Origin of the sequence: Sorangium sp. So ce1153, from assembly GCF_051521595.1 — a bacterium.
Taxonomy (GTDB): domain Bacteria; phylum Myxococcota_A; class Polyangia; order Polyangiales; family Polyangiaceae; genus Sorangium.
Genome location: NZ_CP150361.1, coordinates 12,778,607 through 12,791,910 on the forward strand (window position 1 = coordinate 12,778,607; position 13,304 = coordinate 12,791,910).

The 13,304-nt window shown below is 72.9% G+C and carries 12 protein-coding genes; 10 read left to right on the forward strand and 2 right to left on the reverse strand.

What is annotated here, in order from left to right:
- Nucleotides 1-116: 116 nt before the first annotated feature.
- From WME85_RS46435 to WME85_RS46450, 4 genes are all read left to right on the forward strand, one after another.
- Nucleotides 117-374 carry a DUF1360 domain-containing protein gene (locus WME85_RS46435; protein ID WP_437831022.1) on the forward strand — a complete coding sequence of 86 codons (258 nt, stop codon included), beginning with the start codon at nt 117-119 and terminating at the stop codon, nt 372-374.
- A gap of 31 nt (nt 375-405) precedes the next feature.
- Nucleotides 406-612 (forward strand): hypothetical protein, encoded by a 207-nt coding sequence (locus WME85_RS46440; protein WP_437831024.1) that lies wholly within the window; start codon nt 406-408, stop codon nt 610-612.
- Between the two features lie 562 nt (nt 613-1,174).
- Entirely contained in the window at nt 1,175-1,534 is a 360-nt protein-coding gene (locus WME85_RS46445; protein WP_437831026.1) for a hypothetical protein, read from the forward strand.
- Between the two features lie 191 nt (nt 1,535-1,725).
- Complete coding sequence (locus WME85_RS46450; protein ID WP_437831028.1) at nt 1,726-2,403, forward strand: hypothetical protein; 678 nt, start codon at nt 1,726-1,728, stop codon at nt 2,401-2,403.
- Between the two features lie 73 nt (nt 2,404-2,476).
- Here the strand turns inward: WME85_RS46450 and metG are convergent, their stop codons facing one another.
- Nucleotides 2,477-4,621, reverse strand: coding sequence for a methionine--tRNA ligase (gene metG, locus WME85_RS46455; protein ID WP_437831030.1), 2,145 nt, complete (start codon nt 4,619-4,621; stop codon nt 2,477-2,479).
- A gap of 242 nt (nt 4,622-4,863) precedes the next feature.
- On the opposite strand from metG, the gene WME85_RS46460 reads away from it, so the two are divergent.
- The 3 genes from WME85_RS46460 to WME85_RS46470 all read left to right on the forward strand — a co-directional run bounded on the left by WME85_RS46460 (nt 4,864) and on the right by WME85_RS46470 (nt 7,970).
- Nucleotides 4,864-5,475 carry a Dps family protein gene (locus tag WME85_RS46460; RefSeq protein ID WP_437831032.1) on the forward strand — a complete coding sequence of 204 codons (612 nt, stop codon included), beginning with the start codon at nt 4,864-4,866 and terminating at the stop codon, nt 5,473-5,475.
- A gap of 180 nt (nt 5,476-5,655) precedes the next feature.
- Nucleotides 5,656-6,954 carry a phytoene desaturase family protein gene (locus WME85_RS46465; protein WP_437831034.1) on the forward strand — a complete coding sequence of 433 codons (1,299 nt, stop codon included), beginning with the start codon at nt 5,656-5,658 and terminating at the stop codon, nt 6,952-6,954.
- Nucleotides 6,955-6,974: 20 nt separating this feature from the next.
- Nucleotides 6,975-7,970, forward strand: coding sequence for a sigma-70 family RNA polymerase sigma factor (locus WME85_RS46470; protein WP_437831037.1), 996 nt, complete (start codon nt 6,975-6,977; stop codon nt 7,968-7,970).
- A gap of 188 nt (nt 7,971-8,158) precedes the next feature.
- On the opposite strand, the gene WME85_RS46475 is transcribed toward WME85_RS46470, so the two are convergent.
- Entirely contained in the window at nt 8,159-8,491 is a 333-nt protein-coding gene (locus WME85_RS46475) for a polyhydroxyalkanoic acid system family protein (protein ID WP_437831040.1), read from the reverse strand.
- A gap of 409 nt (nt 8,492-8,900) precedes the next feature.
- On the opposite strand from WME85_RS46475, the gene WME85_RS46480 reads away from it, so the two are divergent.
- The 3 genes from WME85_RS46480 to WME85_RS46490 all read left to right on the forward strand — a co-directional run bounded on the left by WME85_RS46480 (nt 8,901) and on the right by WME85_RS46490 (nt 13,246).
- On the forward strand, nt 8,901-9,860 hold the full coding sequence (locus tag WME85_RS46480; RefSeq protein WP_437831041.1) for a hypothetical protein: 960 nt from the start codon (nt 8,901-8,903) through the stop codon (nt 9,858-9,860).
- 187 nt (nt 9,861-10,047) lie between these two features.
- The gene (gene rseP / locus WME85_RS46485) at nt 10,048-11,718 is read left to right on the forward strand and encodes an RIP metalloprotease RseP (protein ID WP_437305493.1); all 1,671 of its coding nucleotides are present in this window, start codon (nt 10,048-10,050) and stop codon (nt 11,716-11,718) included.
- On the forward strand, nt 11,711-13,246 hold the full coding sequence (locus tag WME85_RS46490; RefSeq protein WP_437831043.1) for an RsmB/NOP family class I SAM-dependent RNA methyltransferase: 1,536 nt from the start codon (nt 11,711-11,713) through the stop codon (nt 13,244-13,246). The genes rseP and WME85_RS46490 overlap by 8 nt, the downstream gene beginning before the upstream one ends.
- The last annotated feature ends 58 nt before the right edge of the window (nt 13,247-13,304 follow it).

The following is a 13,304-nucleotide window of genomic DNA, read 5'->3' on the forward strand; positions in this document are numbered from 1 at the left end:
GCGCCCTGACCGGACCGGGCATATTGCCAGTGCATTCGACGATCTGGTTCATTGTGGGCGCTCTCGCCGTCTGGCGCGTCACCCACCTGCTTCAGGCCGAGGTCGGGCCTCTCGACGTGATCGCACGCTTGCGCGCTCGCGCGGGCGGCGGTCTCCTTGGGTCCGTCCTCGCCTGCTTTTATTGCTCGAGCGTCTGGGTCGCGGCGCCGCTTGCGCTGCTGCTCGGGGCGAGCTTCAGGGAGAAGCTCCTGCTCTGGCCCGCGCTCTCGGGTGCGGCGATCCTGCTCGAACGGGCGACGAAGCGGTCGGAGGCGGCACCGCCTGCCGTGTACAGGGAAGATCGGGAGGAGGACGATGTCATGCTGCGGAAGTAAGAGAGCAGAAGCCAGAGCAGCGCCAGCAAGCGTGGTGCCCCACCAGCGCATGCCGAGGCGGGAGGCACCGAGCGGCGTGGTGTTCGAGTACACCGGCAAGACCGGCCTGACGGTGATAGGTCCCGTGTCGGGCACGAAGTACCGCTTCGACAGGCCCGGTGCGCTGGTGATCGTGGATGCGCGCGATCGCCCCGGGGTCGCTGCGGTCCCCAACCTCAAGCAGATACGGTCGATCTAGGCTAGAGCGGGTGCGGGCCGGATCTGGCACGGCAGGGCCGGGGGCGATCGCTTGCGTTCATCGAGCGCCCTCGTCAGAAATCGAGCACCCGAATTCCACCCAACGCCCTGGACTCCGTCGCACCACAACGCGTGCGTCCATGCCTTTCGGCACGCCCACGCTGCGATACCCGTACTGCCATGGCGTCATGGGTTCGCCGTCCGAGCATAGCGGCGCTCAGGCCCTGGGAGTGCGCGTCGACGCGCACGGCCTCCCTCGATCCCTGTCGGCGACGCATGCCATGACACGGCAGCGCCCTCCACCTGCCGCTCGGCGCGCGGGCGGCCCGCGTGACGTCCCATGACACCTCCGGGTCACGGCCGGATGCCGTGGCAGCTCAGCGACACGTTCCACTCGCTATCCCACGGCTCGCGGCCGTTCTGGAACGCTGCCTCGAGGCTGGCGTGGCGGTTGCAACAAGGCCAGGCACACGGTTCACCAGCAGCGCGGCGGCCGAGGACAGGAGATACGGTATCGACTGAGGAGCCGCCGCGCGGAGGAGCCGTGCCAGAAGGAGATATCCATGTTCAGACATCGCTTCGCCGTGACGTGCCCCCGGGTCGTGGCCCTGATGATCAGCTCCAGCGTCGGCCTCGCCTCGCTCCCTGCGCTCGCCGAGTCGTATGGCGCTGTGAAGGTCGAGTGCTGGGGCAACTGCAGCTTGGTCATGCTGGGGGAGGTCTGCGACAAGTACGTCGCGGGTTCGATCCCCGTCGCAGTCGCGTGTGACGACACGGCCTCGCCGGGCTCCGGTGTGTCGTCGACCTGCGGCAGCGGCGCCACGTGCACGTCGTACGGGCCGGTGGTCCGCTCCGACCTGCTGTCCGCCTATTGCGCCGACGGCGGCGGCAACGACGCTGTGATCTCCTGCCGCGCGCCCTGAACCTGCCTTCAGGGAGCAAGGGGTACGTCGTCCAGGGCTCGAACGTCGAGCACGGAGAGGGGCCACGGCGCGCGTCGGCGGCGGCGAAACCCGCGGCGCGGCCCCTCTCCGCTGGTTCACCCGCAGCTCGCGCGCGGGGGCGCAACCCCTGGCGCGAACGTCGAGTTGCCGCCGTCATTGCGGAGGAGCGCATGCGAATCGTGTACGTACTCGGCGCCGCGACCGTGGTCACCGCGGGCTTCGGCCTGTGCGTCGCCAAGGTGCGGGCACAGCAGCACCAGCTGGACGGCCTCGGCGAGCAGGTGTCCGCGCTGAAAGCGTCGATCGCGCAAGCCGACGCGCGGTGTGCGCAGGCGCGCGCGCGCGCCGCAGCCGTGGCGCGCGCACGCGAAGCGGCACCGTCCAACGGCGATGACGACGACGGGCAGGACGCGACGGAGCTGCCTGCCGCGCCGCCGCCGCGCACCAGCGTGGAGCTTGCGGACGGACGCAAGTCGCTCAGCCTGGCGGACGGGCAAGCTCGCGTCGAACGCGTGTTTCACGAGGAGGCCCCCGACCCGGACTGGGCGCGAGAGGCCGAGATCGCCCTGCAGGAGAAGATCGCCGCCGCGCTGCCTCGCTCGTCGGCCCTCCGGTCCGTCGAGTGCCGCGCATCGCTCTGCCGGGTCGAGGTGGCCTATCGCGATCCCGCGGACGGCGGGCGGTTCTTCGACGCCGCGTTCAAGAACCCCGACTCGAAGATCTGGAACGCGGACACTTTCTCGACGCCGCCACGCCCGGACGGGCGCGGGAACACCATCGTCGTCAGTTACCTCGCCCGCGAGGGCGAGGCGCTCCCGTCGCTCGAGCAGCGCGACGACCTCGACTGACCGCGGGGTGGCCCGCCAGCGCCGCCCCGCCTCGTCGTTGAGGCCGGCGCCTCGCCGGCGGGGCGCCCGTCGCTCAGTGCACCCGCATCCCCGGCTTCGCCCCCGAGTCCGGCGCCAGCAGATGCACCGTCTCGTCCCCCGCCGCCAGCACCATTCCCTCGCTGAGGCCGAACTTCATCTTTCGCGGCGCCAGGTTGGCGCACACGATGACGAGCCGCCCGATCAGATCTTCCGGCTTGTAATACGCCTTGATCCCGGCGAACACGGTCCTGCGCGCCTCCCCGCCGAGCGACACGGTCAGCTTGAGCAGCTTCTTCGCCTCGGGCACGTGCTCCGCCGCGACGATGCGCGCCACGCGCAGGTCGACCTTGGTGAAGTCGTCGATCGTGCACTCCGGCGCGAGCGGCTCTTTCGCCAGGGCCGCGCCGTCGTCCTCGGCGGCCTCGCCCTGCGCCGCCGCAGGGCTCGCCGCCGCCGGCGCCCCCGCGCCCTGCGCCGCGCCAGCCTGCGCCGCCACCGCCCCCGCAGCCGCCACCCCCGCCCCGGCAGCCGCCGCCCCCGCGCCGCCCTGCGCCCCCGCCTCCTCGGCCGGGCGGCTCTCCGCGATCATCTTCTCCACCGCACCCGGATCGACCCGCTTCATGAGGTGCTCATACGCGGCCACCTTCGTCCCCACAAGCGGCGTCTTCGCGAGCTCCCACCGGTCCATCGGGCACCCGAGCAGCCGCGCGACGTCCTCGGCGAGCTTCGGCAGCACCGGCGCCAGGTAGATCACGATCTGCCGGAACAGGTTGAGCGCCACGGTGCACACGGCCTGCACCTCCGCCTTCTTCTCCGGCTGCTTCGCCAGCGCCCACGGCTGCATCCGGTCGACATACTCGTTCGCCCGATCCGCCAGCGACACGATGCTCCGCGTCGCCCGCGCGTAATCGAACGCCGCGTACGCCGCCCCGATCGCCTCCCCCTCCGCCGCCGCCGCCGCGAACAGCCCCCCGTCGTCCGGGTACGCCGCCGACAGCCCCGTCTGCGCCACGAAGCGCGCCGACCGGCTCGCCAGGTTCACGACCTTGTTCACGAGCTCGGCGTTCACCTTGTTCACGAGCTCTTCCAGGTTCAGGTCGATGTCGTCGACCTTCGAGCTCAGCTTGCTCGCGTAGTAATAACGCAGGTACGCCGGGTCGAGGTGCTTCAGGTACGTCGAGGCGAGCACGAACGTGCCCTTGCTCTTCGACATCTTCTCCCCGTTCACGGTGAGGAACCCGTGCACCTGCACGCGCGACGGCAGCGAGAAGCGCGCGGCCCGCAGCATCGCCGGCCAGAAGAGCGTGTGGAAATAGACGATATCCTTCCCGATGACATGGACGATCTCGGTCTCCTCGGATCGCCACCAGTCGTCGAACGCCTCGCCTTCCCGGTCGCACCACTCCTTGCTCGCGGCCATGTAGCCGATCGGCGCGTCGAACCAGACATACCAGTAGTTCCCGGGCGCGTCGGGGATCTCGAACCCGAAGTACGGCGCGGGCCGCGACACGTCCCAGTCGCGCAGGGGCTCCGACAGGAAGTGCCCCGCGAGGTAGTTCGCGATCTCCTTCGGCATCCGCCCCTCGCCCTGCGTCCAGGTCGCCAGGAACGGCCGCTCCGGCTCGATGGCGACCATCAGGTGCTGCGCGCTCCGCACCTCGGGCCGCGCCCCCGTGAGCGCGCTCCTCGGCTCGACGAGATCGGTCGCGGCGTACGTCGAGCCGCACCGGTCGCAGCTGTCGCCGTACTGGTCCGGCGCGGCGCACTTCGGGCAAGTGCCCTTGACGAAGCGGTCCGCCAGGAACATGCCCTCCTTCGGGTCGAAGAGCTGCGTGACCTCCTTCGTGGTCACCATGCCGCGCTCGCGCAGCGACGCCCAGATCTGCTCGCACAGCGCGCGGTTCGCCGGGGAGTTCGTGCTGCCGTAATGATCGAACCGGATCTGGAACGCCGCGAAATCGCGCTGGTGCGCCGCGCTCATGTCGGCGATGACGTCGACCTCGCTCCGCCCCTCCTGCCGCGCGCGGATCATGATGGCCGTGCCGTGCGTGTCGTCGGCGCACAGGTAAATGCTCCTCCGCCCGGTCATGCGCCAGTAACGGGCGAAGATGTCGGTCTGCGTGTACTCGACGAGGTGACCGATGTGGATGTGCCCGTTGGCGTAGGGCAGCGCGCTGGTGAGCAGGAGCCGTTTCATACAGGGCCGGACTTTGCACGAAAATCCCGCCGGTGGCGAGCGGCCGGTGCGCCGCGGCGCGCGCGCCGCGCAGCCGCGCAGCCACGCAGGCGCGGCCCGCGGGCACGTCCGGCGGGCTGCGCGGCCGCGTGGCGCGCGGCTGCGTGGCGCGCGGCCCGCGGACACGACAGGGCACGTGCGGCCATCGACGGCGCGGGCCGGGGCTCTAGATACGTAGTGAACCGAGCGACGCGGAGGGGACCATGGCATCGAAGGGCCAGCAGCAGCGACGGGGCAAGGACGGAGAAACGCGGGCGAGGGAGGCCCAACCCCTGCTCCGCCAGCGGGGCAAGGAGATCCAGCCTTTCGGGACGCTCGTGGAGTATCCGCTGGCGCTCGACGCGAAGGCGCGCGCGGAGAGCGTCAAGCTGCTCAATCAGATCCTGACGGACACGCTCGTCCTGCGCGACATGTACAAGAAGCACCACTGGCAGGTGTCCGGTCCGACCTTCTATCAGCTTCACCTGCTCTTCGATAAGCACTTCAAGGAGCAGACCGCGCTCATCGACCTGCTCGGCGAGCGGGTGCAGACCCTCGGCGGCATCGCGGTCGCCATGGCGCACGACGTCGCGGAGATGACGAAGGTCGAGCGGCCGCCCCGCGGCCGCGAGCAGGTGCCGACCCAGCTGTCGCGCCTCCTCGACGCGCACGAGGTGATCCTCGCGGAGACGCGCGAGGCGGTGAAGATCACGACCGACAACCGCGACGACGGCACCGCCGATCTGCTCATGAGCGACGTGCTCCGCACGAACGAGCTGCACGTGTGGTTCCTCTCCGAGCACCTCGTCGACACGCCGCTCGTCCGCGCCACCTGACGCGCCTCCCTCCCTCGGCACCTCACCTTCCCCCTCGTCCCCCGCTCTTCCGGCCCCCGCGCCCCGCTCCGCAAATCGACGCAAATCGACGCAAATCGACGCAAATCGACGCAAATCGACAGAGGCCGCGTAACCTTTCCGGCCCCCCGATCGTGGTACCGCCAGGAAAGGGGACATGTGATGCAAAATACGAAAGACGTGGTGGTGATCGGCGGCGGCCTGGCGGGCCTCGCCGCGGCGGCGTACCTGGGCCGGGCGGGGCGGTCCGTCGCCCTCATCGAGAAGGCGCACGCGCCGGGCGGCCGCGCCGCCACGCAGGAGAGCCACGGCTTCTCGATGAACCTCGGCGCCCACGCGCTCTACTGCGGGGGCGCCGCGCACGAGGTGCTCGGCGAGCTCGGCGTCCGGTTCACCGGCGCCCCGCCGCCCCCCTCGGGCGCGTTCGCGCTCGACCGCGGCACCTTCCACACCATGCCGTCCGGCGCCCTGTCGCTCCTCACGACGGGCCTCTTCGGCCTCGCCGCGAAGGTCGAGATGGCCCGCGTCCTCGGCGGCCTCGCCGCGATGAACCCCGCGCCGCTCGCGTCGGTCCCGGTCTCGGCCTGGCTCCGCGACGCCTTCCGGACGCCCGAGGTGCGCCGCTTCGTCGGCATGCTCGTCCGGCTCACGACCTACTGCGCCGACGACGAACGCCAGAGCGCCGGCGCCGCGCTCGCCCAGCTGCAGCTCGCCTTCGCCAAGGGCGTGCTCTACCTCGACGGCGGCTGGAAGACGCTCGTCGACGGCCTGCGCGGCGCCGCCACGGCCGCCGGCGTTGAGATCCTCACCGGCGTCCGGGCGACGCGGATCGGGACCGAGGGCGGCGCCGTCTCCTTCGTGGAGCTCGCGAACGGCGAGCGCCTCGGCGCCGGCGCCGCGCTCGTCGCCGCGAGCCCGCGCGCCGCGGCGGCGCTCGCGCCCGGGAGCCCGGCCCTCGCCGCGCACGCCGAGCGCGCCGTCCCGGTCCACGCCGCGTGCCTCGACGTCGCGCTGTCCAGGCTGCCCCGCCCGCGCTTCCGCTTCGCGCTCGGCGTCGACCGCCCCCTCTACCTGTCGCTCCACTCCGACGCCGCGCGCCTCGCCCCCGCGGGCGGCGCCCTGTTCCACGCCGTCCAGTACGGCCCCGAGCGCGCCGGCCGCGCCGCCGAGCGCGAGCTCGAGGACCTGCTCGACCGCGCCCAGCCGGGCTACCGCGACGCGCTCGTCGAGCGCCGCTTCCTCCCCTCGCTCGTCGTCTCCAACGCCGTCGTCGCCGCGGAGGGGGGCGGCTACGCCGCGCGCCCGGGTGTCCGCGTCCCGGACCTCGACGGGCTCTTCCTCGCGGGCGACTGGGTCGGCCCGACGGGCATGCTCGCCGACGCGAGCCTCGGCAGCGCGCGGGACGCCGCCGGCGCCATCCTCGCGCGAGACGCGCGCCGTCCGCTCGACCGCGCGGCGTGACGGGGTTAGCCGGGATCCGTATGAGCAGCTCCACGGCCTCTCCCGCCCCGCGCGCGGCGCCCGCCCCTCCCCCGGGCTTCGTCGCCGCGAGCTACCGCGAGCACGAGCGCTTCCTCTGGGCCCTCTCCTACCGGCTCACCGGCAGCGCCGCCGACGCGGACGACATCGTGCAGGAGACGTTCGTGCGCGCGCTGGAGCACCCGCCCGCGCGCACGGACGAGCCGGTCCGCCCGTGGCTCGCCCGCGTCGCGCTGAACCTCGGCCGCGACGCCCTCCGGCGCCGCAAGCGCCGCCCCTACGACGGCCCGTGGCTCCCCTCGCCGGTCGAGACCGAGCCCGAGCCGCCGTCGTTCGAGATCCCGGGCAAGGAGGGCACCGAGGGCCGCTACGACCTCCTCGAGAGCGCGTCGTTCGCGTTCCTCATCGCGCTCGAGGCGCTCACCCCGCAGCAGCGCGCCGTGCTCCTGCTCCGCGACGTCTTCGACTACTCGGTGCAGGAGGCGGCCGCCGCGCTCGGCATCTCCGAGGCCAGCGTGAAGACGACGCACCACCGCGCCCGCCGCGCCCTCGAGCCGTACGACCGCGACCGCTGCCGCCCCTCGCCCGAGCTCGTCGAGCGCTCGGGCGCGGCGCTCGTGCGCTTCCTGCAGGCCCTGGCGGCGCAGGACGTCCCCGCCATCGAGGCCCTCCTCAGCGAGGACGTCCGCGTCGTCAACGACGCGAACGGCGAGTACAAGGCCGCGCGCCGCATCGTCGTCGGCAAGAACCGCGTCGCGCGCCTCTTCGTCGGCCTGCTGAGGCTCGAGGCCGGCAGCGAGCTGCGCCACGAGTTCCGCATCCTCAACGGCCTCCCCGCGCTCGTCGTCGAGCCGGAGCGCGCGCCCGGCATGGGCATGGACAAGCTCGCACCGCGGTACGTCCTGCGCTGCGACATCGACGCGCAAGGCCGCATCACGGCGATGCACACCGTGCTCGCCTCGATCAAGCTGACGGCCGTGAGGGCGCTCGCCCCGTGAGCGCCCTCCGCCCGCGGAGGGGGCCGCGCTGAGCGCCGTCGGCGAAGCTGGCGAGGAGGCAGCCCCCTGCCGGCCGAGCGCTGGAGTGAGTCATGGTGCGGGGCGCGCTTCGGCCGGCGAAGTTGATACTGTGTTGCAGCAAGATAGCGCCGCGGGGCGCTCATGTCCACACCGGAACAGGCCGCTCGTCAGGTCGCCTTGCCCGCTCCCTGAGCCCGTTCCTTGTGCGCCTCTTCGATGAAGTGGCGTACTTCCTTCTCGATCGCCGCGAGCGCGACCCCCTTGAAGGGGCGCAGCAGGAAGGGCACGTCGAGATCGACGTCCACGGCGTTGGGGCGGAGCTCCATGCTGCCTTTCAGCTTGACCCCCTTCACCGAGAAGCCGAGCTCGGCGCGCTTCTCGTCGCGCCAGACGAGGAAAGGCTCGTACTCCGCGTAACGCTCCCGGTACTGCGCGATCGCTCGCTCGGTCGCCAGCTTCGCCTCGGTGTCGTTCAGATCATGCTCGATAGAGTGCTTCATGATGGGACCTCGCAGTTCGTATCAGGGCACATCGCGAGAACCGGCCGGGGAACCGTCCGTGCCGGAGACGTCCGCTCCGGTCCGCTCGAGCAGAGGCGCCCGGCCGATTTCGATCCATGAGATATCACGACTGCGCTGAGTCCGCGTCCCCGGACAGCCACTGACTCACTTCTGCGCTCTGTGGCATTTCGCCACGAGGCGGACTTGCCGGTATTTGTGGTCTCTCCCGCGCCGCGCGCTGGATTGCCTGGCGCGCGGCGCGAGGCGCCCGGCGGGAGGCACCGCGAATGCAAAGCGTCCTCTCATGCGTGTTCGCGGCGCTCGGTCCGGAGATCTCCTGGGGCTCATGGCCGCATTGGCCCTCCTGTGGGGCGCCGGCGGGTGTTCCCTCCCGACGCGGATCACCGGCGTGGATCAGGAGGTCGCCAGGATCCAGACGCCGGCGGCGATCGACGAGGGGCTCAGGAAGCTGGAGGAGGCGGAGACGCAGCGGCGGATCGAGCGGATGCTGGCGAGCCCCGACGTGCAGGCGGCGCAGCGGCAGCTCGTCGCCGGGCTCATCGACGGCACGCTCGCCTCGCTGAGCGAGGCGGACCGCTCCGCGCGCATCGGCGAGCTCACCGCGCGGTACGCGCGAGGGGTGGTGCGGAGCGCCATGGACGGGGCGCTGGACGGAGCGCTGAGCGAGGACGGGGAGCGCGAGCTCCGGCGCATGACGGGATCGCTGGTGCAGGCGAGCGTCCGGCAGCTGAAGGAGAGCCTGGACGAGGCCGACCTCGGCCCGGTGATGTCGTCCGCGCTGCGGGAGCAGCTCGGCCCGGCGCTCCAGGTCGTGATCGCGGAGAACCTCGGCCCCGGGGTGACCGCGATGCTCGGCAGCGAGGATTTCCAGCGCGCGCTGGGCGCCACGGCGCGGGTCATCGGCCGCGAGATGGTGGCCGGCGCGAGCGACGCGCTCACGGAGGTGCAGCAGCGGAGCGGCAGGCCCGAGAGCGAGTCGATGTTCTCGAGCATCGGCCACCTGGCGGACCGGGGGGCGCAGCTCGTCAGCACGATCACGTGGGTCCTCGGCGCGATCGCCGTCGCGCTCGCGGCCTGGGTGGCGACGCTGCTCGTGCAGCGCAAGCGGTACCGCGCCGAGACCGAGCAGCGCGCGCGGGCGCGCCTGCTCCTCGAGGCGATCGAGGCGTCCGAGGGCAAGCCCTGGTCGGACGAGCTCCTCGCGGCGCTCGAGGACCGCTTCCGCGACGAGGACGAAGACGCCGAGCTCAGGCTGCGCCGCGCCCGCCACCGGGTCGTCCGGGCGCGCGCCCGCGCGAACGGCGCCGACGGCGCTGACGGCGCCGCGCCGAGGCCGCCGCTCACCTGAGCGCCCGCGGCGGGCGACGAGCCGAGGCCGCCGCTCACCCGAGCGCCCCACGGCGGGCGACGAAGCCGAGGCCGCCGCTCACCCGAGAGCTCGGCCGGCGCCGCGCGACGCGCGACGCGCCGCGCCCGGCGCGCCTGCAGTGGCCAGTGGCCACCGGGCCCGGCCTCGCGTAAAGAGAGCCGCCGCCGTGGACCTCCTGTATTTCGCGCTGCTCTGCTCCGTGCTCATCTTCGTGCACGAGCTCGGCCACTTCGTGTGCGCGAAGATCTTCGGCGTGAAGGTCCTCACCTTCTCGATCGGCTTCGGCCCCCGGGTGCTGCGCCTGCGGGGCCGTGAGACGGAGTACTGCGTCGCGCTCCTGCCCCTCGGCGGCTTCGTGAAGATGCTCGAGGAGAACCGGCAGGAGGCCGTGCTCCCCGAGGATCGCAAGCGCACCTTCGAGTCCCAGGCGCTCTGGAAGCGCGTGATCATCGTCATGGCCGGCCCGGCGATGAACGTGCTCTTCCCGGTGCTCCTCTACTTCGCCGTCTTCATCGGCGAGACCCGCTTCCTCCCGCCCACCGTCGGCGTGGTCCTGCCGGGGCACCCGGCCGAGGGCAGGCTCGTCCCGGGCGATCGCATCCTGGAGGTGGATGGCGAGCGCGTCAGCACCTTCGCCGAGCTCCACCGGAAGGTGCTGAAGAGCCCCAACCAGGAGCTCCGGCTCAAGGTGTTCCGCGACAAGGAGCACGTCGAGGTCACGGTCGTCCCGGAGGAGAAGGTCGTCCAGAAGCCGCTGGAGATCGTCGACCGGGTGGGCGAGATCGGCATCAAGCCGAGCCGCCCTGCGGCCGTGGTCGGCGTCTCGCGGCCCGACTCGCCCGCGTTCCGCGCGGGGCTGCGCACGTTCGACGTCGTGACGGAGGTGCGCGGCACGCCGGTGAAGACCTTCGCCGACCTGGAGGTCGCGCTCGAGGACAACCGCGGCGCCACGGTGCCGGTCACGTACCTGCGCCCGGTCACGGTGCCGCGCGCGCTCGGCGGGCTGGCCGAGCTCGCCGTCTACGAGTCGGGCGTCGCCGCGCTGACCCCCGAGACGGGCAACGGCGACCTGCTCGCGCGGACCGGCATCGAGCCGGCCGATCTCTACGTCGCCGAGGTGCCCCAGGGCTCGGCCGAGTGGGACGCCGAGCTCCGGCCGGGCGACCGCATCAGCGAGGTCGACGGCGTCGAGGTCACCGCGTGGTCGAACTTCGTCGAGCGGCTGTTCGCGGCGCCCGACCGGCCGCACGTGATCACCTGGCAGCGCTCGGGCCAGCGCAAGAGCGGCACCATCGAGCTCCGCCGCGAGGACTGGATCGACGAGTACGGCCAGCACCGCCCGCGCTTCTACCTGCGGGCGTCGAACTGGTCGCCGATGGTGACCGAGCCCTACGTCGACAGCCCGTCGGCCTTCCGGTTCGCCCTGGAGAGCGCGATCGACGAGACGTACGACGTCATCCGGTTCATCGTGGTCGGGATCGTCCGCATTATGGAGGGCAAGGTCAGCATCTCCACGCTGGGCGGTCCGATCACGGTGTACGACGTGATCGGCGAGGAGGGCGCGAAGGGGGTCAGCTATTTCGTCTGGGCGATGGCGGTGATCTCGATCAACCTTGGGCTCATCAACCTGCTGCCCATTCCCGTGCTCGACGGCGGTCACCTCCTGTTCTTCACGTTCGAGGCCGTGCTGCGGCGCCCGCTGCCGCTGCGCGTCCGCGAGATCGCGAGCCTCGTCGGGCTCATGGTGCTCATCGGCCTGATGGGCATCGCCTTCAAGAACGACGTCGAGCGCCGCTGGGACGTGATCCAGGGGCAGTTCAAGGAGCTCGTTGGCTGACCGGGCAGAGGGGGACGGGCGCGACGGGCGCGACGGGCGCGATGCGCGCGACGGGCGCGACGGGCGCGATGCGCGCGACGCTGCCAGCGCGGCGGCGCGTCCCCGGGAGAGCGCGCCGCGCGCGGTGGCGGCGCGCGTGCTCGCGCGGGTGTGGGGCTCGGACGCCTTCGCCTCCGCGGCCCTCGACGCCGAGCTGCGCCGCGCGCAGGCGCTGGACCCCCGGGACGCCGGCCTCGCGACCGAGCTCGTCTACGGCGTCCTGCGCGCGCAGGCGGCGCTCGAGGCGCGCATCGCGGAGTTCGCCGCGAAGGGCCGCTGGACCACCGACCCGCTGGTGCGCGCGCACGTGCTGATGGGCGCGTACTCGCTGTGCTTCCTCGACCGGGTCCCGGCGTTCGCGGCCGTCTCGGAGGCGGTGGACGGCGCCCAGGCCGCTGGCGGTCCGCGGGTCGGCGCGTTCGCGAACGCCGTGCTGCGCAAGCTCGCGGCGGCCGTGGAGTCCAGCGGTCGCCCGCCGCTCGCGGGCGCCGTGGTGGCGTCGGCGCCGGGGTGGCTGCGGGGCGCCCTGCGCCGCTCGCTCGGCCGCGCCGCGGCCGAGGCCTTCCTGTCGGCCGGCCCGGTGCCGCCGCCGACCGGCCTCTGCCTCGCGCCCGGCGAGGACCGCGACGCGTGGCTCGAGGCGCTGCGGGGCGCCGCGCCGGCCGGGTCTTTCGAGGCGGGGCGCGTCTCGCCGCGCGCGATCGTGGCGCGCGGCGCGGGCGACCTCCGGCGGCTCCCCGGCTTCGGCGTCGCGTGGATCGGCCAGGAGGAGGGCGCGCAGGCGCTCGCGCTCACGCTGGGCGCGCTGCCCGGCGAGCGCGTGCTCGACGCCTGTGCCGGCCGGGGCAACAAGTCGTGGCTGCTGTCGCGCGCGGTGCTCCCTGGCGGCGCGGTGGACGCGGCGGACCTGTACCCCGCGAAGCTCTCGCAGCTCCGCGAGGCGCTGAGCGCGCCACCGGCGAGCTCGGAGAGCGCGGGCGCGGAGGGCGGCGGCGCGCTGGCCGGCGGCGCGCTGGCCGGCGCCGGGCTGGCGCGGGCGGCGGCGTTTGTCGGCGAGACGTACGCCGTCGACTGGACCGTGGGCGCGGGCGACGTCCCGGAGGGCTACGACCGGGTGCTCGTCGACGCCCCGTGCTCCGGGGTCGGCACGCTGCGGCGGCGCCCCGAGATCGCGCTCCGGCGCGAGGCGGACGACCTCCCGCGCCTCGCCGACCTTCAGGTCGCGATCGCGCGCCGCGCCGCGACGCGCGCCCGGGACGGTGGTCGGCTCGTGTTCGCTGTGTGCAGCGTGCTGCGCGAGGAGTGCGAGGCCGTGGCGGCGCGGCTCGCGGCGCCGGCGGAGGACGACCTCGGCGTCCGGCTGGAGCCGGCGCCGTTCGACGCCGAGATCGCGCGGGAGCTGTCGGGCGGCGGGGATGCGTTCCGGCTCTTGCCGCACGTGCATGGCACGGACGGGTATTTCGCGGCGATGTTCGTCGTGCGGCGGTGACGGCGCGCTCCCGCCGGCCGTCCTCCGCCGGCGGCGGCGCGGCGGGCGGCGTCCTCCG